General features: G+C 45.3%; 24 protein-coding genes and 1 riboswitch. Of the genes, 10 read left to right on the top strand and 14 right to left on the bottom strand.

Going from position 1 to position 25,896, the window contains the following annotated elements:
• The first annotated feature begins 10 nt into the window (after nt 1-10).
• The 4 genes from JO154_RS00885 to JO154_RS00870 all read left to right on the top strand — a co-directional run bounded on the left by JO154_RS00885 (nt 11) and on the right by JO154_RS00870 (nt 2,684).
• A complete protein-coding gene (locus tag JO154_RS00885) occupies nt 11-463 on the top strand; it encodes a MarR family winged helix-turn-helix transcriptional regulator (protein ID WP_291941049.1) in 453 nt (150 codons plus the stop codon).
• A 117-nt stretch (nt 464-580) separates the two neighbouring features.
• Nucleotides 581-1,024, top strand: coding sequence for a DinB family protein (locus JO154_RS00880; RefSeq protein WP_291941047.1), 444 nt, complete (start codon nt 581-583; stop codon nt 1,022-1,024).
• A gap of 76 nt (nt 1,025-1,100) precedes the next feature.
• Nucleotides 1,101-2,018, top strand: a complete 918-nt coding sequence (locus JO154_RS00875) for an MBL fold metallo-hydrolase (protein ID WP_291941045.1) — start codon at nt 1,101-1,103, stop codon at nt 2,016-2,018.
• Nucleotides 2,019-2,021: 3 nt separating this feature from the next.
• A complete protein-coding gene (locus tag JO154_RS00870; RefSeq protein ID WP_291941044.1) occupies nt 2,022-2,684 on the top strand; it encodes a phosphatase PAP2 family protein in 663 nt (220 codons plus the stop codon).
• Nucleotide 2,685: 1 nt separating this feature from the next.
• Here JO154_RS00870 and JO154_RS00865 read toward each other — a convergent pair whose 3' ends face one another.
• From JO154_RS00865 to JO154_RS00850, 4 genes are all read right to left on the bottom strand, one after another.
• Nucleotides 2,686-3,222, bottom strand: coding sequence for a hypothetical protein (locus tag JO154_RS00865; protein WP_291941042.1), 537 nt, complete (start codon nt 3,220-3,222; stop codon nt 2,686-2,688).
• Nucleotides 3,223-3,245: 23 nt separating this feature from the next.
• Nucleotides 3,246-3,686 carry a hypothetical protein gene (locus tag JO154_RS00860; protein WP_291941041.1) on the bottom strand — a complete coding sequence of 147 codons (441 nt, stop codon included), beginning with the start codon at nt 3,684-3,686 and terminating at the stop codon, nt 3,246-3,248.
• A gap of 320 nt (nt 3,687-4,006) precedes the next feature.
• Nucleotides 4,007-4,849 (bottom strand): phosphatase PAP2 family protein, encoded by an 843-nt coding sequence (locus JO154_RS00855; RefSeq protein WP_291941040.1) that lies wholly within the window; start codon nt 4,847-4,849, stop codon nt 4,007-4,009.
• Between the two features lie 52 nt (nt 4,850-4,901).
• A complete protein-coding gene (locus JO154_RS00850) occupies nt 4,902-5,426 on the bottom strand; it encodes an FUSC family protein (RefSeq protein ID WP_291941037.1) in 525 nt (174 codons plus the stop codon).
• A 41-nt stretch (nt 5,427-5,467) separates the two neighbouring features.
• Here JO154_RS00850 and JO154_RS00845 point away from each other — a divergent pair, with 41 nt between their 5' ends.
• Nucleotides 5,468-6,538 (top strand): PCMD domain-containing protein, encoded by a 1,071-nt coding sequence (locus tag JO154_RS00845; RefSeq protein ID WP_291941036.1) that lies wholly within the window; start codon nt 5,468-5,470, stop codon nt 6,536-6,538.
• Nucleotides 6,539-6,553: 15 nt separating this feature from the next.
• Complete coding sequence (locus JO154_RS00840; RefSeq protein WP_291941034.1) at nt 6,554-7,321, top strand: outer membrane beta-barrel protein; 768 nt, start codon at nt 6,554-6,556, stop codon at nt 7,319-7,321.
• Between the two features lie 75 nt (nt 7,322-7,396).
• Here the strand turns inward: JO154_RS00840 and JO154_RS00835 are convergent, their stop codons facing one another.
• Both JO154_RS00835 and JO154_RS00830 read right to left on the bottom strand, forming a co-directional pair.
• Entirely contained in the window at nt 7,397-8,935 is a 1,539-nt protein-coding gene (locus JO154_RS00835; protein WP_291941032.1) for a carboxypeptidase, read from the bottom strand.
• A 78-nt stretch (nt 8,936-9,013) separates the two neighbouring features.
• Complete coding sequence (locus JO154_RS00830; RefSeq protein WP_291941031.1) at nt 9,014-9,835, bottom strand: AraC family transcriptional regulator; 822 nt, start codon at nt 9,833-9,835, stop codon at nt 9,014-9,016.
• A gap of 86 nt (nt 9,836-9,921) precedes the next feature.
• Between JO154_RS00830 and JO154_RS00825 the strand changes: the two genes are divergently transcribed.
• Genes JO154_RS00825 through JO154_RS00815 form a run of 3 tightly spaced genes read left to right on the top strand, consistent with a single transcriptional unit; the run spans nt 9,922 to nt 13,939 of the window.
• A complete protein-coding gene (locus tag JO154_RS00825) occupies nt 9,922-11,259 on the top strand; it encodes a TolC family protein (protein WP_291941030.1) in 1,338 nt (445 codons plus the stop codon).
• Between the two features lie 4 nt (nt 11,260-11,263).
• Complete coding sequence (locus JO154_RS00820; RefSeq protein ID WP_291941028.1) at nt 11,264-12,340, top strand: HlyD family secretion protein; 1,077 nt, start codon at nt 11,264-11,266, stop codon at nt 12,338-12,340.
• 6 nt (nt 12,341-12,346) lie between these two features.
• Nucleotides 12,347-13,939: an MFS transporter gene (locus JO154_RS00815; protein ID WP_291941027.1), complete on the top strand. Its 1,593-nt coding sequence runs from the start codon at nt 12,347-12,349 to the stop codon at nt 13,937-13,939.
• Nucleotides 13,940-13,979: 40 nt separating this feature from the next.
• Here the strand turns inward: JO154_RS00815 and JO154_RS00810 are convergent, their stop codons facing one another.
• The 4 genes from JO154_RS00810 to glk all read right to left on the bottom strand — a co-directional run bounded on the left by JO154_RS00810 (nt 13,980) and on the right by glk (nt 17,891).
• Entirely contained in the window at nt 13,980-14,597 is a 618-nt protein-coding gene (locus JO154_RS00810; protein ID WP_291941025.1) for an SMI1/KNR4 family protein, read from the bottom strand.
• Nucleotides 14,594-14,956 (bottom strand): ADP-ribosylation/crystallin J1, encoded by a 363-nt coding sequence (locus JO154_RS00805; protein ID WP_291941024.1) that lies wholly within the window; start codon nt 14,954-14,956, stop codon nt 14,594-14,596. Before JO154_RS00805 ends, JO154_RS00810 begins: the two co-directional genes overlap by 4 nt.
• A gap of 452 nt (nt 14,957-15,408) precedes the next feature.
• Nucleotides 15,409-16,707 carry a voltage-gated chloride channel family protein gene (locus tag JO154_RS00800; RefSeq protein WP_291941023.1) on the bottom strand — a complete coding sequence of 433 codons (1,299 nt, stop codon included), beginning with the start codon at nt 16,705-16,707 and terminating at the stop codon, nt 15,409-15,411.
• Between the two features lie 45 nt (nt 16,708-16,752).
• Nucleotides 16,753-16,826: riboswitch (Fluoride riboswitch) on the bottom strand.
• Nucleotides 16,827-16,838: 12 nt separating this feature from the next.
• A complete protein-coding gene (gene glk / locus JO154_RS00795) occupies nt 16,839-17,891 on the bottom strand; it encodes a glucokinase (RefSeq protein WP_291941021.1) in 1,053 nt (350 codons plus the stop codon).
• Nucleotides 17,892-18,059: 168 nt separating this feature from the next.
• Here glk and JO154_RS00790 point away from each other — a divergent pair, with 168 nt between their 5' ends.
• Nucleotides 18,060-19,841 carry a glycoside hydrolase family 15 protein gene (locus JO154_RS00790; RefSeq protein WP_291941020.1) on the top strand — a complete coding sequence of 594 codons (1,782 nt, stop codon included), beginning with the start codon at nt 18,060-18,062 and terminating at the stop codon, nt 19,839-19,841.
• A 100-nt stretch (nt 19,842-19,941) separates the two neighbouring features.
• On the opposite strand, the gene JO154_RS00785 is transcribed toward JO154_RS00790, so the two are convergent.
• The 4 genes from JO154_RS00785 to JO154_RS00770 all read right to left on the bottom strand — a co-directional run bounded on the left by JO154_RS00785 (nt 19,942) and on the right by JO154_RS00770 (nt 25,874).
• On the bottom strand, nt 19,942-22,116 hold the full coding sequence (locus JO154_RS00785; protein WP_291941019.1) for a bifunctional alpha,alpha-trehalose-phosphate synthase (UDP-forming)/trehalose-phosphatase: 2,175 nt from the start codon (nt 22,114-22,116) through the stop codon (nt 19,942-19,944).
• 270 nt (nt 22,117-22,386) lie between these two features.
• Entirely contained in the window at nt 22,387-23,292 is a 906-nt protein-coding gene (locus JO154_RS00780; RefSeq protein WP_291941018.1) for an EamA family transporter, read from the bottom strand.
• Nucleotides 23,293-23,910 carry an ABATE domain-containing protein gene (locus JO154_RS00775; protein WP_291941017.1) on the bottom strand — a complete coding sequence of 206 codons (618 nt, stop codon included), beginning with the start codon at nt 23,908-23,910 and terminating at the stop codon, nt 23,293-23,295.
• A 320-nt stretch (nt 23,911-24,230) separates the two neighbouring features.
• The gene (locus tag JO154_RS00770; protein WP_291941015.1) at nt 24,231-25,874 is read right to left on the bottom strand and encodes a hypothetical protein; all 1,644 of its coding nucleotides are present in this window, start codon (nt 25,872-25,874) and stop codon (nt 24,231-24,233) included.
• Nucleotides 25,875-25,896: the final 22 nt, after the last annotated feature.

Below are 25,896 nucleotides of genomic sequence, written 5' to 3'. Positions count from 1 at the left end.
CAATGAACCAATGAGTGAACCTGAAATAGCGGATGTACTGCGCTTTGCGGTCAGCCGTCATATTACACGCGCACATACTGCCTTTCGGTTGAAATTACTTTCCGTATTCATGGAGAAAGGCGTTGACCTCACCCCGGATATGTATTTTATTCTGCGTCACCTCTGGGGAGAACAAGATGGTTGCCGTCAACAGGAGCTGGCAGATAAAACTGATAAAGATAAAGCGAGTCTCACCAAACTAGTAGACAACCTGGAAAAGCGAGGACTAGTAAGGCGCTCCATGGACGATGAAGATCGCCGAGGGAAACGTGTCTGGTTAACTACTCATGGCCATCAACTGAAAGAAACCGTTTATCCACTGGCGTTAAGCGTAGTGGCCATGGCAGAAGATGGCGTAAACCAGGACGATATTTTAAAGGTGAAAGAAACACTGGAAGCCCTTTGCAGAAACCTGAAACGATAAGCCTATATTTAAGATGATTCGTATAGCCTTCTACGGTAGTATAAATCAACGGGGGAACTTTTTAGCCAGAGTTCTATAACTGGATAATTCGTACTTTGTGTATCTGAAAATTAGTATATGCTAAACAAAATTTTACCCGCTCTTTTTGATACTGCCATCGATGCGCTGAAAGAAGAGATCAATCTTTATGAAACGGAAGCTGCCATCTGGAAAGTGGCGCCAGGCATTGCCAATTCTGGTGGTAATTTGTGCCTGCACCTTTGTGGTAATATCCGACATTTTGTTGGGGCAGTTTTGGGAGACACGGGCTATCAACGTGACAGGCCTTACGAATTTGCGGCCAAAGACCTTCCAAGGGCCGCGCTCCTGGAAGCTATTGAAGATACCAGGAAAACCATTCAAACGGTTATTCCCACTTTGTCTGATGAACTCATGGCTACTGATTTTAAAGATAATCCCATGAATCAACCGATGACCTATGGTACGTTTGTGACCCATTTATATGGTCATTTCCGTTATCATATGGGGCAAATCAATTATCACCGCAGACTAATAAAATAGCATTTTGGCTTATCCTCCACATTTCAACGGGCGCAAATACTTTAATACGGTTCATACAGCAATGAACGCGGGGAGTATGCCGTCTATACTCTGGAAATTCCTCACCTATAAAGGTAAGCGAACACCGCCTGGGCCACTGGGGCCTTTTCGCATCAGTGAACAGGCACTCGCCAAGGAGCCTGCGCAGGAACTGCAATTTACCTGGCTGGGCCATTCCAGCTATTTGTTAGAACTAGAGGGAACCCGACTGCTGGTAGATCCCGTTTTCTCCAAAAGGGCATCGCCATTCCCGTTCATGGGGCCGCATCGCTTTTTCCCCTCACCGGTTTTGCCGCAGGAACTCCCGCCACTAACAGCCGTATTACTGTCGCATGATCACTATGATCATCTAGACAGACACCTGATGAAATACCTAGCCAAAGTAGCGCCACGGTTTATTTGTCCACTGGGCGTAAATAAACACCTGGAAAAATGGGGCGTTCCGGCCGATAAAATTACCATACTCGACTGGGGACAAACCATCCAACTAGGCACCTTGACATTAACGTCTACGCCTGCACGACATTTCTCTGGCCGCTGGTTTCAAAGGGATAATACCCTTTGGTCTTCCTATGTACTCCAAGGAAAGCAACGTAAGGTTTTCATAGGAGGGGATTCTGGCTATTTCCCAGGCTTTAAGACAATCGGAGAGCAATTCGGTCCGTTTGACCTGACCATCCTAGAAATAGGTGCTTCAGACCCTCATTGGCCCGACATTCACATGGGACCAGCCAATGCGCTCAAAGCACATATTGATCTTGGAGGAAAAGTAATGCTTCCCGTACACTGGGGAACATTCAACCTGGCTTTCCACGATTGGGATGAACCTGGAGAAACCATCATCAAATTGGCCGCTGAAAAGGATGTCACATTATGGCTGCCAACCCCTGGCGAAACAGGACAGTTGCCTACTGCCAACAAGATCAGCTATTGGTGGAGAAACATAAAGCACTAGCGAATGAATCAATTTCAGAAAGTATATCAAAGCGTAAAATATTTTATCTGGGCTTATCTGCCACTGCTGGCCCTGTTAATTGGCATCAAACTAACGCATAGCCGAGAGGATATTTATTTCTTCATTAATAGCTTACATACCGGGTTTGGCGACTGGTTCTTTCCGAAAGTGACACATCTGGGAAGTACGGGCGCCGCTGTGACACTGGTAGTCGTACTTTTCTTTATCAATAAACGGGAAAGCTTCGTATTGGCTACCGCCTATTGCTTTACCTCGCTGGTGGGGTTTTTCTTGAAGTTCATGGTCGCCTTTCCAAGACCGCACCGCTATTTTGAACAACTAATACATAAGGCGAATGCAGACCCTCGCATTCCGCATATCTACTATGTACCTGGTGTGGATGTACTAGATAATTTCAGAAGCTTTCCTTCAGGGCATACCATTTGTGCCTTTACGGCAGCTACCGTACTTGCTCATTTTACCAAAAACAAAGTCTGGTCATTGGTATTCCTGTTATTAGCCATTTTGGTAGGATACTCCAGGATGTATATGAGTCAGCACTTCTTCGAAGATGTTACGGCTGGTTCAGCGGTAGGGGTATTTCTGACGATGGCTTGGCTAGCATATGTTGATGGAAAGGGTTTTGCCGCTGGCATGAAACCCTGAATTAAGGCCACAGGCCGTCGGAGAGAGGGCCTTCTTGTTGTTCCAATTCCCGGATGGGCTGTGGCTTATATTTCCGCATTACCTCATCGTACATTTCCGCAGGAGTTGGGAATCGTTTGGGTTTAGGCTGAAACCATTTTGGCACTGGCGTGTACCTAGCCCATATTATTTCGTAACCAATAAAGATGCGGTATTTTCCTTCCTGCACATCATCCGCATGGCCTAGTCTTCTTTCTTCTCCCGGAGCAATGTTTGTTATCAGCCTGGTATCACAGGTAGTGCCCATATCTGTTCTGATAATCTGTTTGACAGCCACTGTAATCCACCTGGAATGAGAGTTATTGCGGAGACTACGCATATAACGAGACAATGGAAATAGCTGATTGGAAATGCCCACAATGCGAGCATCCACCATCGCGTCTTCACCTTCCCAGGGCTGGTACTGGCGCTTTTTCTTCATAGATTTCCGAAGCGTCTGAGATCTATACAGTAAATAGGTAATAATACAGGCAGAGAGGAATATAAAAGGTGCGTACATATACAAGTGGTTAAAAAAGATGATTAGGAAAGGTACTCAGCGGATAATATCGTATGTGCTGCACTGACAATATCATCATCGGACTCGTCGTGGCCGGCAAAGCCCAATGCAATTTCCTCACCAGGCAAAACCCTATTAAATACGAGCAGACTTGTCTGCCATCTGGCAGAACAACATTTCTCCTGTCTGACCGTCACTTTCACAGACGCATGACCGTTATTCCGGAGATATTCAACAGCTTCCTCGCTGTCTTCAGAAAGGGGGTATTTTACCAGGGTCACTACATCCAAGGCACATATTTTCTCCTCCTTTGAAGGAGTTCTGTCCTTGGTTGGAGGGGGCTTTGTATGCTCCTCTCTTGGTACGTGCGTTTGCGAGAGATATCCTTCTGTAGTCAACAACAATACAAGGGCAAAAATACAGAGTATAACAACTCCAATGGGGGCAATAATAGAGTAAATCATAACTGATCTTAAGTCAGAATGAAATTATCTCTATTAATTTGTTGATTCCTTTATTAGATGTTAACAAAACCAGATTTATTGCAACCAGGATTTAAAATTCTCTAATTAACGAGCCGTTTACAAATTTATCCGGATAATTTAGGGAGTTTTGCCATCTGCTAATTTTAAGATGGTGTTCATTACCATGGTGTTATCTTTAGGGTCTCACGTTTTAGATAGGTGCAGATGAATAACCCCTGGCAGCATAATCATTTGCTAATATTATGCAGATTAAAAGAAATCCCCACTATGCCACTTTGAGTAAGCCTTTTGAGTAGCGCTTAGAACTTGGTTAGTGAAAGGCTTAATCCCATACTTTTCCATTCCGCATTGTAATATGGTAACACTACCATATCTTTTTTCCCAGGAAATAATTTACGTTGTACAAAAGGATACATCCAATAAGCTGCTTTGGTTCCCAAGATACCAATTCCGGCACCTGCCACTACATCGCTCAGCCAATGGCGGTTATTGAGCATACGCAAGGCGCCTGTAGCCGTGGCTACTGCATATCCGGCAACGCCAATCCATGGAGATACATCCTTATACTCCTGGTAAAGAAATTCAGCTCCCATAAAAGCATTGCTAGTATGGCCACTAGGAAAACTCAGGTTATTACTGCCATCCGGACGTTCTTCATGCGTGCTGGTTTTCAGAATGCGGGTAGTACCTGCTGTAATCACTGCGGAGATACCCAAGATAATAGTACGGTCCCGCAGATTGTGCTTACCATGAATCCCAGCGAGATTCAATACGTATACGGCTGCCGTAGGCGTGTATTGCAGCACGTTATCTATACCGGTATTAAATCTGGGATGATCTTCCGATAATTCTGATTTGGTACTGCGGTTTAGATCCCGCAGAGAAGGGTTGTTGAGCGCAATGAAACCATATGTTACCATCGCTGAAGGAATGATTAATCCTGCGGCTGAACATCGGAAACGGCTATCCGCTCCATGAGGCAATTTAACAGTTGAAGGTTCAGGCTTTGCCCCTGTCAAGGGAATAGAATCTTTCAGAACAGAATGGTTATTAGCTGTCGTATCTGTAACAACCGACTGCTGCGCGGTTATGGTCTCCAGGCAAGTGAGGGAAATGCCAACCATCAAAATCAGTTTCTTCATGCAACTCTCCTTGTGCCGCAAAAGTAAAGGCAGATTCTGTAGTAATTCTGTATTATGCTTCCTGATGAATATCTACTTGATCTACAGTCTTTTGCGTAAATTTGTTATGAAATATAAATGTAATAACTAAGCCCAACAGACATCCTGTTACCACAGAGCCCACCCGCTCAATAGCGGTATCCCAGACATGTAAGCCGGCCTCATGTGTCATGACAATAATCGTTGCAGCCAATGCGGTGCGAGTGGCTGCTTCCAGTTTCAGTAAGTTACAAAGAACTACCGTTATTACCACAGCAATGCTCATGAACACCACAATGTTTGTCATCAACGACTGATTAAGATGAATGAGGATTAATAGGAAACCCGATAAAGCCCCTATCAGATTGGCTTTGATACGTGTAACCGCCAGCGTAACCGCGTCAGATCCATCCGGGGATAATACTAACATCACGGAAATTAGCACCCATACTGTATCTTTGTAGCCAAATAACCATGAAAGGAGGCTCACTATAACAACGCCAGTAACGCATTTTGCAGCGTATATACTTACACGTTTGAATCTTTCTTTATCAGACATGGCGCAATGTTAACGATTTTTTGAATATAATAGTTAAACGGATGAATTTACGGAAACCAGGCTTCCTGGCGGCTATTGCTTTGTTTGCACTACTATTTACCAGTTGCATCAAGGATGCCCCTCTTAACCCGGAAGCAGACATCGACTCTTTTATCGTCGATAAGAAATATCTCTCAGGCGATGTTTTTATTGATCAAGCGAATGCGAAAGTATTGCTCTACCTGAAAAAGAATGCTTACGACAGCGGTATTGTACCTAGAATTGTAGTAACGCCCGGCGCTACTATTAACCCACCTGCAGGAGATACCCTGCGATTTGATTCCACCAGCTTGCAGCAATACACGGTTACTTCCCAGAGCGGGAAATACCATAAAGTGTATACCATAGAAGTGGTAAACATTGGTACCTGGGCATGGGACTTTGAACAATGGGTTATTCAACCTACTTCTAAGTACTTGTATCCCATTGAACCAGATTCCTCGCAGATTTGGTCTTCCGGTAACCCAGGCGTATCACTAGCAGGCGTTCCCAAAGATCCCGCTGCTTATCCACTACGCGATACAACGGAAGCCTATCACGGCAATTATTCCGCCGTATTGGAAACACGTGGCGGCACTACCTTATCCGGCATTATGGGCATCAAATTATTCGCCGGTTCGCTGTATCTCGGGGTATTTGACAGTAAGTATGCTATCACGCAGCCACTGGCAGCTACACAATTCGGACAGCCTTACCTGGGCCGTGCAGCGAGGTTTACGGGCTATTATAAATACAATCCCGGCGCAACCTACCAGAATAAAGCCGGAAAGCCTGTACCAGGTGTAATTGATTCCTGCTCTATCTACGCGGTGCTCTATAGAGGCACTACCCGCCTTGATGGTACCAATATCCATACTTCAGATAGAATTGTAGCAGTAGCCCAATTGCCTGACGGTTCTGCCAGAGGAAACTTTACCCGCTTTGATCTGCCATTTGTATATAAACCTAATGCTATTACTTCAGGAAGCATGATGATGGCGATCGTTATTTCTTCCAGCCAGAACGGAGATAAATATGAAGGCGCTATCGGCAGTCGCTTGCTGGTAGACAGTTTGAAGATTATTCACGAATAAAGAACCAATGCTACAATGAATAGGATATATAAAAGACTGACCGTTTTATTTTTGATCATCTCGGTTGCTGGATCGCTTCGCGCACAGGATAGCACTACTACTTTTAAGCCTTTCCTGGAACATAGGATTATTGCGGGCTTCAACTTCGGAGGAACAGCTCCTGTAGGACTGCCTAATACCATTCGAGCTATCAAAGGCTACTGGCCGGAATTCACGCCGGCGCTGGGTTATGAACTATCTCTCAGGGCTACACGTAAATGGGGCGCCGCAGTAGGTGTAAAACTGGATTTCAAAGGAATGGGCACCAAAGATGAGGTGATGTATTTCCCTACGGTGATCACCGTGAAAGATGGTTCTTCCACTGGTACTTTTGAGGGAACCTTTACGGGTAAGAACAAGACCATTGTCCGTAATGCTTATGTTACCTTCCCGGTAAGTGCGGTCTTTACACCCAATGATAACTGGCGCTTTTCCCTCGGCGGTTATTTCTCCTGGAAGTTCAGTAGCAACTTCTACGGAACAGTGTCCGATGGCTACATCCGCAACGGAGGCCCTACCGGCGAAAAAATTATCGTAGATGAAGCCTCTTTCGACTTCGGCCGCGATGTACGTAAATTCGACGCTGGCTTGCAAGGAGGCGCTGAACGTAGGGTAGGCAAACGCCTTAGCGTAATCGGAAATCTCTCCTGGGGCTTGAAACCAGTATTCCCAAATGAATTCAAAGGATTAGACTTTCCACTCTATAACATCTACATGATGCTAGGTGTAAGCTATAAGATATAGTGTAGATCGTGTCTCCCTATAACAAAAAAGCCGCATATCATATGCGGCTTTTTTGTTTATATACATTCCCTACAATTAATACTTCGCGGGGGTACCTGGTTTAGGCAAGGCAGCCTTGATGAAGTCCCGGATATCCTCACTGCCAGTGGCCAGGTCATCTTTACGTAGGTACATCATATGTCCACTCCGATAACCTTTCCAAGACAGCCTGTCTTTCATACGGCCACCAGGATCCAGTTGCCACATGCTGTATTTGGCATTGAAGTAATCACAAGCGCCATCGTAGTAACCCGACTGTATCATTACATGTAAGTAAGGGTTCTGGGCCATTGCCTGACGAAGATTCTCTCCTGAATTATCATTGTTAAAATCCCATGGATGCACAGGGCCGAGCATCATATATTTGAGGTCTGTTTTGAAACCTAGCTCATCTCTTAAATACATATTGATCGCTGGAGTAAAGGAATGTAACCAGCTAGTCAATTCGGGATTGAAGTCTGGTCTTTCGCCCGCAAGTTGGCGGTCAATGCCACGGTAGCGACTATCCAGCCTTCCCACTGTGAAGCCTTTATCTCTCAACAATTCTTTCCAGAAGAAGTCCGTAGGGACATCCAGGTTATACTGGAGAATTACTTGCTCGGAGAGCCCTGAATACCTCGCCATTTTCGTAGCAATCGCTTTACGTTTGGCCTCATCGAGGAAAGCCCCCTGACTGATAGCAGGGATCAGTTCATTGATGGTAAATGCTTCTACTTCGGGCAGCATAGCGGTCAGGTCTTTCTGCTGTAAATCGGCAGCCAGCGCCTTGTGATACCAGGCCGTAGCAGCGAAATAAGGAAGGCGCAAGGCGGCATTCACCGGGCCATTACGATTGATACCTAAATCCGTCGGGGATACGAGAATAACGCCATTCAGATACATCCACTGGGCATTTTGCAGTTCCAGGGCTAGACCCGAAACCCTTGTGGTGCCATAGCTTTCTCCAATAAGGTATTTAGGAGAGCCCCAGCGATTGTTGCGGGATACAAAAGTATTAATCCATTCTGCCAGATATTTGATATCTGCATTCACACCAAAGAACTTTTCTCTCGGCGTATCTTTTGAAACGATCCTTGAAAAGCCCGTGTTCACTGGATCTACATATAATATATCCGCTATATCCAGAATGGACTGATTGTTTTCGTGTAGGCCATAGGGTTGTACCGGATAACCTTCTTCATCTATGTTCAGCAATTTAGGGCCTGTATATGCAATCTGCATCCATACAGACGCTGATCCCGGACCACCATTAAAGGAAATGACCAACGGACGTGATCCTTTGTCTTTTATATCCGTTCTTTCATAATAGTTGAAGAAGATACCTGCCACCGCTTTACCATTGTCATCCCAGACAGGCTGAGTGCCAGAAGTCACCTTATAGGAGATTTTCTGTCCCTTAATCGTTACCTCATGCTGACTCATTATAGTAGTATCAGGGTTGAGGGTCACTGATGGTTTGGTGGTTTCTCCGGCCACTGGAGTAGGTTTGTTGGCTTTCTGCTGCGCGATCACTGTAGTGGCGCTAATACCGCTGATCAGCAGAGGAATCAGCAGGTGTTTTTTAAGTGGGTTCATGTGATTTAGATCTTGATTGTACAGTAAGATTACACAAATCGATCTTAAATACAAGCGCTTTTCCCTGAGCGGAAAAAATTACAGCTCCTCCGGCGGAATACTTTTACTAAGATGCTGATAATCCGATGGGCGTTTGCCCGTTAATTTAAAGAAGGTATTACTGAAGGCAGAAACACTGTTATAGCCCGTATCCCAGGCGATTTCACTGATAGTTTTATCCGTTTCAATCAAATAGCCCATGGCACGGGCCATGCGGGCCAGTTTCAGGTATTGAAAGAAGGAAATATCCATAGAAGAACGGAACATCCTGGTGAGGGTACGTTCGCTAGTATTAAATTGATGGCATACACTCTCCATAGACAATGGTTCGCTGAGGTTCTCCTGGATGTATTTAAGAATGGGCCGCATTCGCGGATGATCGCTGGTAGGGAGGGTAATAGGAAGAGGACTAGTACTGATATCCGGCAAGATATTCTTCATCGCCTTGATAAACGCATATGGCCGAGAACCCGGCAGCACATTACCTTCCCACTTAGCCGTATACAGGAGCATTTCCAATAGGAGATTGGTGACCGGGTAAATGCCAGTAGTACTGTAGAACGGATGCTGCTTGTCTTCCTTCTCTGAAAAAAAATAAATCGTGCGCACATAATTCGCCGGATACCGATGGGCAAAATAATGCTCTACACCCGCTGGTACCCACATGTAATGCCTTGCAGGCAGGAAATATGTTTTCTCCCTGGTATATAAAAAAGCCGCACCTCCTTCAACATACGTTAGTTGTCCTTTGTTATGCTTATGGAAAGGGAAGTGGTGTTCGGTTTTCCAATGCCATATGTACGCCGACTGAGGTAACTCATCTGCGTCGGCAAGAATCTGGTCATAGTTGATATGTTCCATTTGGCCGGTTCTAACAATTTTATGGCAATTTATAGAAAAAATAATTACCCAACTGAATGGAACTTTGCAGCTTCATCGTCACATGTATGTCTACAATTAGTAATAAGATACTGGCGGGAGTGTTGCTGATAGCACTTTCCGGCAGCATGAATGCCTTTAGCCAGGACCCTGAACACAAGAACACACTGACACTTCTAGAAGTTTGGAAAAGAACCGCCACATATAACAAACAGTTGCAGATGCAGCAACTGAAAGTCCAAAGTGCAGATGAACGTGTTAAAACGGCCAAATCGGAGAAGCTGCCCGAAGTGAGTGCCAATGGTATGTATGGCAGGTTTTCCAATTTTACTTTGTATGAAGACGGACTTTTAAAGGCGCCAACACAGATCCCCATTGAAAAGAAGGGGACTTATAAAGTGAACGGAGAAGCATATTTCAACCTCTATAACGGTGGAAAGTTAAACCGTGAAATCACCGCTGCTACCACAGAAACAGAGCTGGCAAAAGAACAGAAGAATTTGACCGAATCAGAAATCCGATTCAAAGCTGCTGCCTATTATCTCGATATCTACCGAAATGAGCAATACGAGAGCGTCATGCTCCAGGACATATCAGAACGGGAAAAAGAATTGGAAGAGATACGCCAGTTGTTGCAAAATGGCGTAGTACTTAAAAGCGATGTACTACGGGCGGAATTGAAGCTCTCTAAGCAGAGAATGACGCTACTGGAAATTCGCAATAGCCTGAAGATCGCTACCCAGCGGCTCAATATCATGATGGGAGCACCTGATACCGCTATTATTCATGTGGCAGCAGATACCGTAGATCTATCCTCACAGCAACGCACCTACGAAGATTTTCTGCAGGATGCCTATACGCATTCTTTTGAATTTAAAATTTCGGAGAAAGAAACAAAATTAAGTGAGATCAAGCTCCAGCAGGTGAAAGCGAATATTCTTCCTAAGGTAGGACTGTTCGCGGAATACAATTACTCGTATCCTGAAATCATCTTATATCCGTATTCCTTTAATCCATATGGCTTGGGAATGGCCGGGGTGAAAGCCTCCCTGCCTATCTCTCAGCTTTATCTGAACAAACACCGGAAAGCAGAGGCTAAGATAAACCTGATGCGTCAGGAAATTGAACATTCGGATACGCAAGATAGAGTAAGAGAAGAAGTAAGATCCGCATACCTGCGCTATACCGAAGCGATTACCCGTATACAGGTAGCTAAAGAGAATATCGCACAGGCCCAGGAGAATTTTCGGATTGTCAATAATACCTACTTCAATCAACTGTCGTTGTTGACAGATCTATTGGATGCAGAAACGCAATTGCTGCAATCCCGCTTTGATCTGACCACTGCACAGGTGACGGCACAATTGCAATACTATCAATTATTGAAAGCAACAGGCAACCTATAAATTTATGAGCAAAGCAACAAATACAAATACGAACACCAACAGAACGGACAGAATAATTTCAAGAATAACTACCATAGTAGCTTCTATCGTAGTGGTATGCCTGGCTATTTGGGGTATCAGGACATTGATTCGCCAGGCCAATTTTGAAGAAACGAATGATGCACAGGTAGATGAATACATCAACCCGGTAGTCGCTAAAGTCACAGGTTATATTGAAGAAATCCGGTACGAAGAAAACCAGGATGTCAAGAAAGGGGATACCCTCATCATCATTGATAACAGTGAATATGCCACCGCTCAGCAGGAAGCGGAAGCCGCTTTACTCAATGCAAAGGCACAAATTGCTGTTATTCAGAGTAATGTAAAGACCACCGACCAATCCTCTAAAGTATACCAATCCCAGATCGCGGCAGCTAAAGCCAAACTGACGAATCAGGAACAAGAATATGAACGCTATAAAAAGCTCTACGACGTAGAATCAGCCACCAAACAGCAACTGGACAGAGTAACCGCAGCCCTGGACGTGGCGCGCTCAGATTATAAAACAGCGGTTAATTCCTACGAAACTTCTTTATCCCGCGTAGAAGATGCTAAGGTGCAACTGAAAGCGCTGGACGCGGAAATTAAGAGGAGAGAGGCGGTAGTCACAAAAAATGACCTCACTGTTTCTTACACGGTCATCCTAGCTCCATACGACGGTAAAATGGGCCGTCGGACCATTCAGCCAAAGCAACTGGTCCAAGCAGGGCAGACGCTGGCCTTTATCGTAGACAGAGAAGCCGGTAAATGGGTAGTGGCCAACTATAAGGAAACGCAGATTCGTCATATGAAAGTAGGCGAGAAAGCGAAAATTGTGTTGGATGCTTATCCCGGTAAAACTTATACAGGTGTAATAGAATCGCTGTCTGCGGCCACTGGTAGTCGGTTTTCACTGTTGCCTCCGGATAATGCCACTGGTAATTTCGTGAAAATAGCCCAACGTATTCCTGTTCGTATACGCCTGGAAGGTAGTGGAGCGGAACTGAAAGACCTGAGTGCCGGAATGAGTGCCGTAGTGGCTGTGAAAAAAGAAAGGAACTGATAGGTTATGTCTAAAGATGCAAATTTCAGAAGCTGGGCGCCGGAATGGCTGATCCGACTCACTATCATCCTGGTGATGCTGCCAACCGTTATGTTGTTTGCTTTGGCCACCGCTAACGTAAACGCAGCTACGGGATTTTATGGAGTGGAGCCGCAGGATATACAGTTTTCGATGCTGGTATATTACTCTGCCCTGGCCGCTTTTACACCATTGGAACGACGTTTTTTTAGCCGTATCTCCACCAAGGAATACTTCCTGATATGTATTGTGTTGCAGGTAGTTGTTACCTATTGCATATACAATACCCGTGAACTGTCTATATTATTTATATGCCGATTTCTCCAGGGGATACTGAACTGTGGCGTTACCAGTATCTGTTTGACCCTGTTGTTTTCTCGGCTTAAGTCTGAGCATGCCCGTGAAATCGGATATGCTTTTTTTTACGCACTGATATTGTGTGCTTCTTCTTTTACCTCACTAGTTACCGCCCCGATCATTGATGATTATGAATACAATGTGCTGTACAAGGTGATGATCTACATTTTTGTTCCTGGCGCGGTATTACTATTGTTACTGATGAACCGGATCCATTTGGTAAGGAGAGTTCCTCTTTACCAGTTGGATTGGGGCAGTTTTGTCCTGTATGCGCCATTCCTGGTATGCCTAGCTTATGTGCTCATATACGGACAACAATACTACTGGCTTCAGGACCCTACCATTGTTTGGAGTATCGCAGCAGTGGTAGGCCTGGGCTTTGTATTTATAGTGAGACAACTAACCCGCAAGCGGCCGATGATTCACATGGAAGTGTTTAAGTATCGTGGTTTCGTATTTGGGTTAGTGTTAATAGGGTTGCTGTACCTTATCCGTGGCGCCTTTAATGTGACCACCACTTATTTCTCTACCGTATTGGGAATGGATCCCCAACATATTTATGAACTCTTCATTTACAATATTTTAGGAATAGCCGTTGGAACCATTATTGCAGCGCGATTTGTTATTCGTCAACGCCCAGCACAGTTTATCTGGCTAGTGGGGTTCTTCCTGCTGTTTGTATTTCACGCCTGGATGTATTTTCATTTTGCATCTGAAGCTGATCAGCAAACATTCATCGTCCCTCTATTTATACAAGGGGCAGGAGCGGGGTTACTCATGACGCCCATCATCTTGTTCACCATTTCATCGGTACCATTTGAGCTGAGCCAGTCGGCCGCCGCGATAGGGGTATTTGTGCGATTTGCTTTCTTCAGCGCCAGCACTGCTACGATTAATTACTTCAGTCTTTTCTACGCAAAAATTCATGCCACCCGGCTGAGTGATCGTATCACGGCGATAGACGATGGATTATCGGAGAGACTACATGGCTACCAGTCGGCATTGCAATCTCGGGGCTTACCGGCTGATCAAGCCGCGAAAGCCGCCACGGGCTTGCTGGGGCGCGCTGTGCAGAAACAGTCCTTCCTCCAATATGCGATGGATTATTATGCGTTGGTAGCTATTTTGATAGGGGTGATTATGCTGGTCATCATTATGGCGCCGTTCATTAATCGTACAATCATTAACGTTAAAGCGAAGCAACCCGCGGCAGCTACTTTTTAATGGAAAAAATAGGGGCTCTTTTTATATTATGTTAAATAAGTTATTTCCACCATTGCATGAAAGTCAGATAACCATTGTTCTCTGATGCTAGTGTATTCATGGCTGTTAGTAGCCGTTGTTTCTCGGACAAATATTCCTTTAATGTAATAGTATTCGAAGCCTTGGATTGTTCCAAGGCTTTTTGTTGTTGCTGGATTTGCTGTAATGAGCTATGCCAGGCGGCATCAGGAGTAAGGGCATATTCCTGGAGAGCCTTATTTCTTCGAATGGTATAAGGACTTGGCGCTGAGATGTCCTCCTCGTTGCTACTAAAGTTTTTCTGCTGCCAGTCTTCCAGGGATAGGGCCATAACAGCGGCATCGTCCGAACTCAGGGAGCCGAGTTCCACCAGGTAGATATTTGTTGTTTCGTTGTTAATGAGCAGGCCATAATCTCCACTGTTGCTGCCAATCAGCAGATAGCCAGGCATATACTGTTGGATTTCGTAGGCTGTATTCATTTCTGTTAACTCCTCCAGGCCGTATAGAGCGGTGGTATCAGAGAAATAGCGGCTGGTCCGGAGATCTTGCTGTTGCAAGAATTCGGCGTACCATAAAGGAATGGTGGTGGCAAGAGCGCTGGCTGTCTCCCGGATAATTAATTCAAATGCTGTATTCATTTCTCAGCCGGTTCATCTTTGTATTCAAATACAAACCTGATGGGCCCCACAATATGCTGATTAAAAGCCGGTAATTCCTCAGAGGGAATCCAGTATTCATTATGCAGCTCCGCGCCAACATTTTCCTGGCGATATTGCGATAGGAAATTTTTATCTACATCAAACTCCGTCACATAGCCGTTACCGTAGGCCGGGACATTCCATTCAACCGTAATCTGCTTGGCGTATTCGAAATTTGAAACAGGATAGAAGATAGGCTGGTCCGGGAGCCGCGGCGGAAACTCCTTCCATTCGGATTGTTGGATCAGCTCTAGCTCTTTTGCATTCACCGGGCGAAACAATGTTACAATATCAGTCATAGAGAGCAATATAATTGATTTCAAACAATTACATCAAAGGCGGCATCATTCACAACACGGAGCAGCCCCTCCGGCGGCCCGAATAAATCATAAAAAGTGGACCTGCCTAAAATCGGGCAGAAGGGTCTTTAAAGGAATCCCAAACCCAATTTTCTATTTAACATAAGATAGATTATCAGACAATTTCGGAACACACAAAACTAGGCCCACCGAAACCCGGTTTTTAAAAAAAAATTTTTGGCGCTTCGCGCCCGGCGTCGCAAAAAATCAAATAGATGCCTGAAAATGAAGCCGCTGAGAATGCGATAAAAATGTTTTATGTGACCTATGTCTCGAATATTTAATTTTCAGCGGCCGAATTTTGGGGCTAAAACGCTGTGTTATGGGGAAAGAAAAAGCCGTAAAAGAATCCTGCAAGGTTCCTTTACGGCTTCACTCCCTTTGAGGCTATTCTAATCGGCGCGGAAATATTTCGCAACGCCCGGTCGCTGTGCACTATAAATGCCAGCGTGACCACTGAAATAATATGCAGTGAAACAAGCGACCGCAAAATAAATAACGTGTGTAGTCCCAAATAATTCAACGCCCATAATCGTACAGGCTAATGGTGTATTCGTGGCGCCCGCAAAAACCGCAATAAATCCAAGTCCAGCCATCAGATCTACAGGTGCGCCCAGCCAGCCGGCAATGGCATGTCCCAATGTGGCGCCCATAAAAAATAACGGCGTTACCTCGCCACCTTTAAAACCCATTCCCAGCGTAATCGCCGTGAATACGAGTTTCAATAACCAGCTCCAATCACTGATCTGATCACCCGCCTTGAAGGCGTTCACAATACTAACACCGTTCGGATGCTCACTGGTAACCCCTAAACCTAGATAATCGGTCGTTTGGAAAACATAACATAAAAGGATAATGATAAGACCGCCAACAACTGGTATCAACCAAGGTCTTTTAATATATGCATTGGCGTTATACTTAATCGCATGCATGAGCGTACTGAATAACCAACTGGTAAGCCCGAAAGCAACACCCGCCGCAATTACTTTTACCAATAACCATACATCCATATGCAGGAAAGGAATTCCTGTTGTAGATGGAATGGCTTCATAAAATATCTGGTAATGAGTATGCGTGATGCCCCAGGCGCTACATACCATATCTGCCAGCACAGCGGCTATCAGACAAGGAACCAATGCATCATAGCGCATAACGCCCACAGCTAGTACCTCCAAAGCAAATACTGCTCCTGTAACCGGTGTCCCGAAGACTGCCCCGAAACCGGCGGCAATTCCCGTCATCAATAAAATACGTGTATCCCTTTGCGTGAGCCCGATCGTTCTACCAATCCAACCCGCCATACTACCGCCAATCTGTACTGCAGTTCCTTCACGGCCTGCAGACCCACCAAATAAATGTGTGATAATGGTAGTGATAAGTACCAGTGGCGCCATACGCGCCGGTACACCTCCGTCTGGCTGATGGATCTCCTCCATGATAAGGTTATTACCCTTCTCGGCATTCTTCCCAGCCAACTTATACATATAATATATAAGTATACCCGCTATCGGTAAAAGAAATAAGAGCCAATGATTATTCCAGCGTATATGCGTTACCGTATCCAGCAACCAGAGAAAAAGCGCTACCAGCGATCCAGTGACAACCGCAACAGGCGTAACTAATAAGGTCCAGCGAAGTAGCTGATAAGCAATCGTAAATTGTTCCTTGGGAAGGTATTGGTTATGTTTCATATTCCTACAAATAAACTTAATCAGGGGAGACTACTACCCTGTCGAAAATTTGTAGGCGCCATCAGCTTCGGCGATGCGAAACGGTTTGATTGTAGGAAGACACCATTTCCTATGGTTGCAAAAGTATAAATTTATTTTAGAAGTTGTGCATAATAGGCTGCACCCCAAAGGGCTGTCTTATCATTATTGACAATATGCAAAGGAACACTCGACAGCAATTCCGCCATACGATCGCCCTGGATATAATGATTATAGAAGTCGCCTGTTTCCAATAAAGGCGCAATCTTCGGTGGAATACCTCCTCCAAGGAAGAGCCCGCCAGTGGATTTATATTTCATAGCCAGATCTGCCGACACGCGTCCTAGATAACGAACAAACAATTCCATCGTCTTTTTCGTAATCCCCATCTCTCCTGTCAACGCCGATTTACTAATTACGGCCGATTCATCTCCCTGCTGTAAGGCCGCTCTCAAGGTGCTACTTTCTTCATATCCTTCTACATCTCTGAGAAATGAATAGATGTCCCTTATTCCTGGCCCAGACACTACCCTTTCCCAACTCACGATTTCATATTTCTCCTGTAAATATTTCAACAATCGGATATCTGCATCATTCCGCGCAGCAAAATCAGAGTGCCCACCTTCCGAAGCAAAAGGATGATGTGACACTCCATCCCAAAACAATCCCGCCATCCCCAAACCTGTGCCCGGCGCAACAATGGCCATATTCCCAGCATGAGAAGCGGAGCCTCTGTGTAAAGTCGTTAATTGCTGAGGAGATAAAGTGGCCAGCCCGTATGCTGTCGCCTCCAAATCATTTATCAAGGCTGCATGGGTCACACCAGTGGCCTGACGAATCTCCTCTGTGGTCAATTCCCTCGACAAATTAGTCAGCTCTACCCTCCCATTAAATACCGGACCGGCTACGCCAATGCATATACGCTGTACCGGTGTATCACTGCTATGCTCCAAAAAGTCGGTGAACATATCCGTGATATTAGTATAGTCTCGTGAAACATATGTCTGCTCTCTAACTACATCCAACTCGCCATCTACAGCACTGAAAAGCGCCAGGTTCGTCTTTGTGCCGCCCAAATCTCCGGCCAGCAGATATATACGCTGATGAGTATGCTCTGCCTCCTGGAAGGTGGGAAGATATTGTAGCTTTTTCATTGTCTGGGTCATCGTAAAGGCTTTGTGAGCCTTAAAAATAGGGATAATTATGAAAAAGTCATGTGTATTATTCGGGAATACCGCCACCAGGGCAAGCAATTGTGGAACAGCATTTGCCACCAGAACATTTTGACAGCAGAAATGTATTTGATAAAGCTCCCGTTTAAATAATACTGTATTATGGAAAGACATACTTATCAGACTGGAATTATCGGCAACTGCTCCTATATGGCGCATATCAATGTTAACACGAATGTAGACTGGCTATGCTGGCCCCGGATGGACAGTACCTTTCTATTCGGCGGCATGCTAGACAAACATAAAGGTGGCCACTTCTGTATTCTCCCCGAAGGAAAATATGAGACGAACCAGTATTATATGGAGAATACCAATGTCCTCTGTACAGAAATCACTACTGCAGAAGGTAGCTATCGTGTAACAGATTTCGCACCTCGTTTCATGCAGTACGAACGCCAGTTTAAGCCACTCATGATGATACGTAAAGTGGAACCACTGCAAGGATCTCCACGTATACGAGTGAAATGTAAACCAGTTTGCGATTATGGCGCCATACAACTGCGGCCCCTGCGCGGTAGTAGCCATGTGGAGTTTATTGGTTGTGAAGATCGCATCCGCCTGACAACCAACATTGCTGTCAATTATATTATTGACGAAGACCTGTTCGTATTAAACGATACCAAATACCTCCTCCTCACCTACGGCCATCCGTTGGAAGCTGCCCTGGAAAGCACCGCAGAAAGATTCCTCCGGGAAACAACACTATACTGGCGTAGCTGGATTAAACAATCCTCTATCGCCAATTACTACCAGCCTTTCGTTATCCGTTCGGCCCTCACCTTGAAAATGCATCAATACGAGGATACCGGGGCAATCATTGCCGCCAGTACCACCAGTTTGCCAGAATTCCCCACCAGTGGCCGAAATTGGGATTACCGTTACTGCTGGATGCGCGATTCTTTTTATGTACTCACCGCCCTCAATCACATCGGGCACTTTGAAGAAATGGAACGCTACTTCGGCTATATTACGGATATCTCCTTCTCTGGCGATTTCCGATACCAGCCGCTGTATGGCATTACCGGTAAGAAGGATCTGATAGAAACAGTACTCCCCCATTTAGACGGCTACATGGGCAATCAACCTGTACGTGTTGGTAACCAGGCATATGAACATATTCAGAATGATATCTACGGACAGGTACTGATTTCCATGCTGCCCCTTTATACGGATCACCGCTTTATTTTCTCTGAAAGAAAAGACAGCACCAGGTGGGTGGTCTTGCTGCTGGAGAAAATAGAACGTACCATTGATGAGAAAGATGCAGGTATATGGGAGTTTAGAAATATTTCTAACATTCACTGCTATACGAATCTCTTTCAGTGGGCTGGATGCAACGCCGCTGAGAAGATGGCCAGAACTATAAAGAATGAAGAGCTGATCCAGCGTGCAGTAGCTTTGAAAGAAAAGGCCGCTGAACATATTGAAAGCTGCTATGATCCGGAAAGAAAAGTATATACAAATGCAGCAGGCAGCAAATACCTGGACGCCAGTACTTTACAGTTGATTATGATGAACTACCTGGACCCCAATTCCCAGAAGGCAAAAGATCACCTGGAAGCGCTGGAGAAGGAATTAAAAACAGATGATGGTCTTTTCTATCGTTACTTACACTCTGACGATTTCGGAAAGCCTAAAACGACTTTCCTGGTTTGCGCCTTCTGGTATGTAGAAGCTTTAGCCTGTGTAGGACGCGTAGAAGAGGCGCAAAAGGAATTTGAAAAGCTCCTCCAATATTGTAACCACCTGCTACTGTTTAGTGAGGATGTGGAATCGGGCAATGGCAGCCAGTGGGGTAATTTCCCGCAAGCCTACAGTCATGTAGGATTGATGAACGCCGCTTATAGGATTTCTATGAAATTGGATACACCAATATTTTTATAACAGTACCTATCAACTGAACTAAAAACGCGATGCCTTCGGCATCGCGTTTTTAGTTTTACCCGCCGTGCGAAGCGCGGCGGGTAAACACCAGCGCCTGTTTTTACTTCTTCAAAGTTCTGAGGAAATGCCTCACTTCATGATAACTTCGTAGATAGTATCTAGCTGCAGATACTTGGCTGCCTACTTTAATCGTATAGGATTGCGGGGGTAATGATTTAAAGACATCCTCGTCTGTAACATCATCACCCATCGCCATTATAAAATCGTATGTGCCTTCCCGTAACCACGATTCAGCCGCTTTACCTTTATTAATCTCTACATTCTTTACCTCAATCACCATATCTCCGGGAAGTATCTGTAACCCTCTCTCATTGGTATAGTATTTCAAGGTACTCATCAACTCATTGGCCCGCAGCTCCCCTAGTCCTGGTTCTACTTTGCGGTAATGCCATACTAAGGAATAGCTCTTCTCTTCAATAAAGGAACCAGGGGTACGATCCGTAGCCGTTTCTAGGATAGGCATGATATCCTGTTTCCATTTATCACTGAGGCCTGGCAACTGAAACCAGTCGCCATCTTTGGTTTTCTGCCAGGAGCCATGTTCGGCCACTAAGTCCAGTGGCATATGGCCAAACCATTTTCCCAGTGTCACATGGTTGCGGCCACTTATCATGACCACTCTATTTCCTGGTACAGCAGCCAATTCCCGGAGGAGTTGGTACAAGTCCGGATCAGGTGCTGCGAGGTCTATGTTTGTCTGAAAGCCAACCAGTGTCCCATCGTAGTCGAGGAAGAGAATGCGACTTTTAGCCTTCCGATATTCTTGACGTATATACATGGCCGTTTCTGGTGATACCAATCGCGCTAGCATCTTCTGTTGCATGGTATTGACTTCCTTCAGCCTTGTCATGAACAGTTCTACCCAGTGGTGAATATTGAACTTACTCACTATCTGGCGCATCAGCTTCATACGGCGTTGCTGTTCTTCCAGTGGCATCTTGATGGCTTCCACAATAGCCTCTCGCATAGCGCCCACATTATTGGGATTTACCAGGATCGCATCTACGAGTTCCTTGGAGGCGCCAGCCATTTCGCTGAGTATCAATACGCCGTCGTTATTGATACGACTGGCTACGTATTCTTTACTAACGAGGTTCATACCGTCTCGCATAGGGGTCACCAGGCATATATCGGCGAAGTTGTAGAGGGCCGACAACATCTCCACCGGAAAGGAACGGTAGAAATATTGCACCGGATGCCAGTTCAGTGTCCTGAAGCGGGCGTTGATATGCCCTACCTTTTGGTCTATATCCTCTCTGAGCTGTTTATATTGAGGAACGGTATCCCTAGAAGGCACTACTATCATATACAGAAATACCTTCTCGATATATTGCGGGTAAAGCTCTAACAGCCTTTCGAAGGCTTCGAGTCGTTGTAATATTCCCTTGGAGTAATCCAGCCGATCAATGGAGAGAATCATTTTCTCCGTTTTGAACGCTTCGTGCAACTGCGCCATATTCGCACGCACGATTGGGTGCATGCCTAGGGTGGCATAGTTCTTTTCATCAATTCCCATTGGGAATGTTTCTACCACAATGGCCCTGTCATTAAAGGATACGATATTGGCAGATGCTTGGGCCGGCAACAACCGGGCTACGGCATCCAGGAAATGGCGGGTGTCATCGAATGTATGGAAGCCCATGAGGTCGGCTCCTAACATACCTTCCAATATCTCGGTACGCCAGGGTATCAGTCGGAACAGCTCGAAAGAGGGAAATGGAATATGCTGGAAGAAACCGATAGAGATTTCTGGCATCTCGGTTCGAATCATCCCCGGCAATAATAACAGTTGATAATCATGTATCCAGATGATATCTCCTGGTTCTGCGACGGAGAGTACCATATCCCGAAATTTCCGGTTCACTTGGAAATAGGCATCCCAGTTACTTTCTACATAGCGGGCATAAACGGACATATAGTGGAAAACCGGCCACAGTGTTTCGTTGCAAAAACCCTCATAATAGTTGTTGATTTCATCTTCAGTGAGGAAAACCGGCAGCAGGTTCATCTTTCTCAACTGAGCGGTGACTTTCTCCTGTTCCTTCTTATCGTTAATGACTTGTCCGGGCCATCCAATCCAGATGTTATTCCCTTCCCGATAAATAGACCCCAAACCGGTAGCCAATCCTCCTTCGCTAGTCTGCAGGACATGCGCACCGTCCTGTTCCTGAATCTTAACCGGCAGCCTGTTCGATACAATAATAGTTTTTCTCATAGTCTTATTATATATCTATTTTCAAAATACGTTCTGATGGGAAACAGCACACACAAATCAATAAATGTACCCGTAGAGCGGAACCGATAGATGATAGATAATAAAGCGCGTACAGCAGCGATGGTTCTTCAGGTGGGTTATCCGGAGATGGACAGGGCATTCCCAATAAATGCAATCAAAAGCAATGGTTCACAATATACAGAAAATGAAGGGGCTATGCAAACGAAGGGGTTAAAAAGCCGGGGCAAGGTACTCCCCGGTCCATTTAATTTACTTTTTTCCTAAAGTCATCAAAACTACTCCCGCAATCACAATAGCCGCAGCGGCAATCACCATAGAGGTAATGCTTTCATGGCCAATGGCCCAACCCAAGAAAAGGGCTACAATAGGATTAATATAGGCGTAAGTAGCGGTCAATTTGGGTGGCGCGTTTCGGGTCAGCCAACTATAGGAGGTATATCCTACTAATGATCCGATAAATACCAGGTAGAAATAGGCAGTCCAGCCGTCAGGAGGCATATGTAGGAAGCTGGAGGCAGTATTATCCTCTGTAATGGCGCTTACCAGTAAGGCGAAAACGCCTCCCGCCAGCATTTGAATAGCCGTGGAAGTGATTTGTGGCGGCATGGGCAAGCGGGGCACCATCAGAGAGCCAGTGGCCCAGCAAATATTCCCCAGGATAACAATCAGTACTGGCCATAACGGAAAGGCCTGTACGTTCTCCTGGTGGAACGGATTAAATAACAGGAACAGTCCTACGAAACCAACGGCAATTCCCAACAGCGTGGTGGTGGAAGGTCTGTTCTTACTGAAAAAGGCCCAGTCCAGTCCCATGAACCAGGCAGGCATGGCTGCCACGAGCAGGGCTACCAATCCGGATGGCATATAATGAACGGCCAGTGCCACGGTAGTATTTCCTATACCTATCAGTAACACCCCAACGAAAGAAGCAGCCACGATCTGGCGGAACTTGGGCAGTGTTCTCTCCCTATATACGCCAATGGCCAGGAGTACAATTCCCGCCAGGAAAAAGCGCATGGAAGACAGGTAAAAAGCCGGTACTGTGGCAGTGGCTATTTTCATACCCAAGTAGGTAGAGCCCCAGATAATATATACAGCAAACAGGTACAGCCATGTTTGGGTACTGATGCCTTTACCGGATGTTGGAGGATTCATTTACTTACGTTTTTTATTGCGTTGTTGGAAACGGGTCACTTTGTCAATATCTCCGCAGGTAGCCATACTACACCAGCGTCTGGAACTATTCTTACTCTTATCCAGAAATATCCAGCCGCAGCCAGGGCATTGTTTCACCTGTTTCAGTGGACCCGTAGATAGCAAATCCAGGGCATGCTGGGCAATATGCCAGTTCACCTGCTCCAGTGCTGGGGCATTAAACTGCAATTGTAAGAGGCCCTTGTCCTTACTCCAAACCAGTTCCATATTCGAATAGGCCTCGGAGATATAAGAAGAGAGGGTCAGTAGCGCTTGGGGGTCAGGTGCTTTGCCAGTGATTACCTGGAGGAAAATCTCATACAGCAGTTCCCGAAGCTGGATACTTTTCCCAAATACCTGTGCGGCTTTTTGGGGGTAAGATTTGGCGAGGCGATCCAGTGTCTGGATCGTTTTGTCCGACATGCCATTTACATGCTGGTACCAACTAGTGATATCCCGAAAGGAGTGCAGGTAATCTCCCTCTTCCGGTCGGAGACGGTGGCTGACTGTATTGATAAAATCCAGGCAGAGATCGCCACCCGTTAAACGGAGATTGCTGATAGATGGCTCACTGATCATTAGCGTAATGATTTAATGGAGCAGCTAAGGTACAAAGAAGTTTTAACCAGTAAAGTTATTTTTGATGGTTAATAAAATCCAGTGGCTACGGGGAGAAAAGAGCGACCTAAAGCAACGCTTGATCTTTTTGAATACAAATAATTAAGAATCAATTATTAGCAAAATGGAAATGCTATTAAAATCAGGATAGCCCAGCGGCCGAAATGATGGAATATTAAGCAGAGAAGAAAAACAAACCGCTTCAAAAAAGAAATGCAGACAGTGTGGGGATGCTGTCTGCAAGTTATATATATTTTAAATACTAACGTTAGAATATTTATCTATTTGTTTACATAGATTTCTATGACGGCATTTGTCGGGCGCCGAGGCGCCAAAAAGGTATCGACTAGCTGATAATTTTCTTTGAGCACATCCCTCAATTCGAAGGGATAAAAGTTATTTAAGCCTGGGGCATATTCGAACATGACCAAATCATAGTGGTGTTCCCTTACCTTCTTTTCGAACGCATGCAGTTGTCGGTTGAACATACCTACTCCCAGATGGTACCATAAGGGGTAATCTGGCCCCATTTCCAACTTATAAGGCATCGCCTCAGCTAAAGGTGTTAGCTCCGTCATATTCAGCACTTTAAGGCCCTCTTTTTTCGATTTTACGATCGGAAGGCTCATCACCCTATTGATGCCATTCACGGTGGAAGTCGGCATATAGATTTTTTTAAACACAGGCAAGGACGAAAAGATCCATTTGCCCACCGGCTCATCTGTAAAGGAACTGTCTGGTTTAACAATCATATAGTTATGTCGGGAGACAACATTCTCTCCTCCCACTGCCGCTACTTGATCAATCGTATGATGTGGAAAGAGCCTTTCCGTTAGGCGGTCAAAGTATTTCCAATAGGCCCCCGACCACCATAAGAGTAGCAACAATGATCCGAGCGACACGAATCTCCCGTTATCAACATTTATAGCCAACTTATTACATAACATGCTGGCTATAAACGCGAACGCAAATGCATGAAAGAAGATATTGTTATCTGGCGGGGTATAACTGGTGATCTGGAAGATAGCTGCTTCTGTCAGGATACCCAGTGTCAATAAAGTAAAGAGCACCTGTTTCCTATCGGTAAGCCATACACGTATGTTCCTAACCCCAGCGGCTACACTGAAGATCACCAACAAGAAATAGGCTTTAATCCAAACGGAATTGGTCATGACCTCCGTGAAAATATCATAAGGATCGAACCGGGAATTATGCGGGGCCTGCCCATGATTGAACCAATACCCGAAACCTGGTCCCAGTGGCTTGATTATCAATATAGCAATGGCTAGATACAGTCCTACGAATACAGGTATATCCACCCAGCGGCGAGTAATAATGCTATTATACATTACCAGCGCCAGCGCAATCAGCAAGGCCATGCCGCCGCCGTCTTGCTTCGTGAAAAATGAGAGGAAGAGAAAGAAAGCCGCTATGGTCATAAACAGCCATCTTGATAATTTCTGTTCCATGAATAACCCGCGCAGCAGAAAACTTAAACCCGCCAACTCATATACAATGACGGTATGATTGTACCAGGGCCAAAAATTTGAAAAGGAATAAGAGATGATAAAGACAAGAACACTCAACAAACGGATACCTGGTCGTACATCCAAGGCTTTTAAGATACCAGCAAAGGACAACCCCGCCAGGATATTCAGGAAAACCTGTGCCTTCACTAAGGTAATAAGCTGAGGTCCAAAGATTTTGAAAAACAGTGCGGGCACAATCCAGAATCCGTACCCCAGCGGCATACCGAAATCCTTATACGGCATCTGCCCCTCTGAAATACGATAAGCGCCTTCCCAGGATAAGAATATATTCACCCGGTAGGGAAATGTCATGAACAACGGAATAAGGGCAAAACCTATGATCAGTAGAATTTCAATGATAGCCCAATGTTGAGGCTTAAGGGATAATTTTGGCATAAGAATTCTTGGGATTCGCTAC

Source organism: Chitinophaga sp., assembly GCF_019236475.1.
In the GTDB taxonomy this organism is placed as follows: domain Bacteria; phylum Bacteroidota; class Bacteroidia; order Chitinophagales; family Chitinophagaceae; genus Chitinophaga.
Note: the sequence above shows the minus strand (reverse complement) of the source record. Positions and strands in the feature narration are given on the sequence as shown.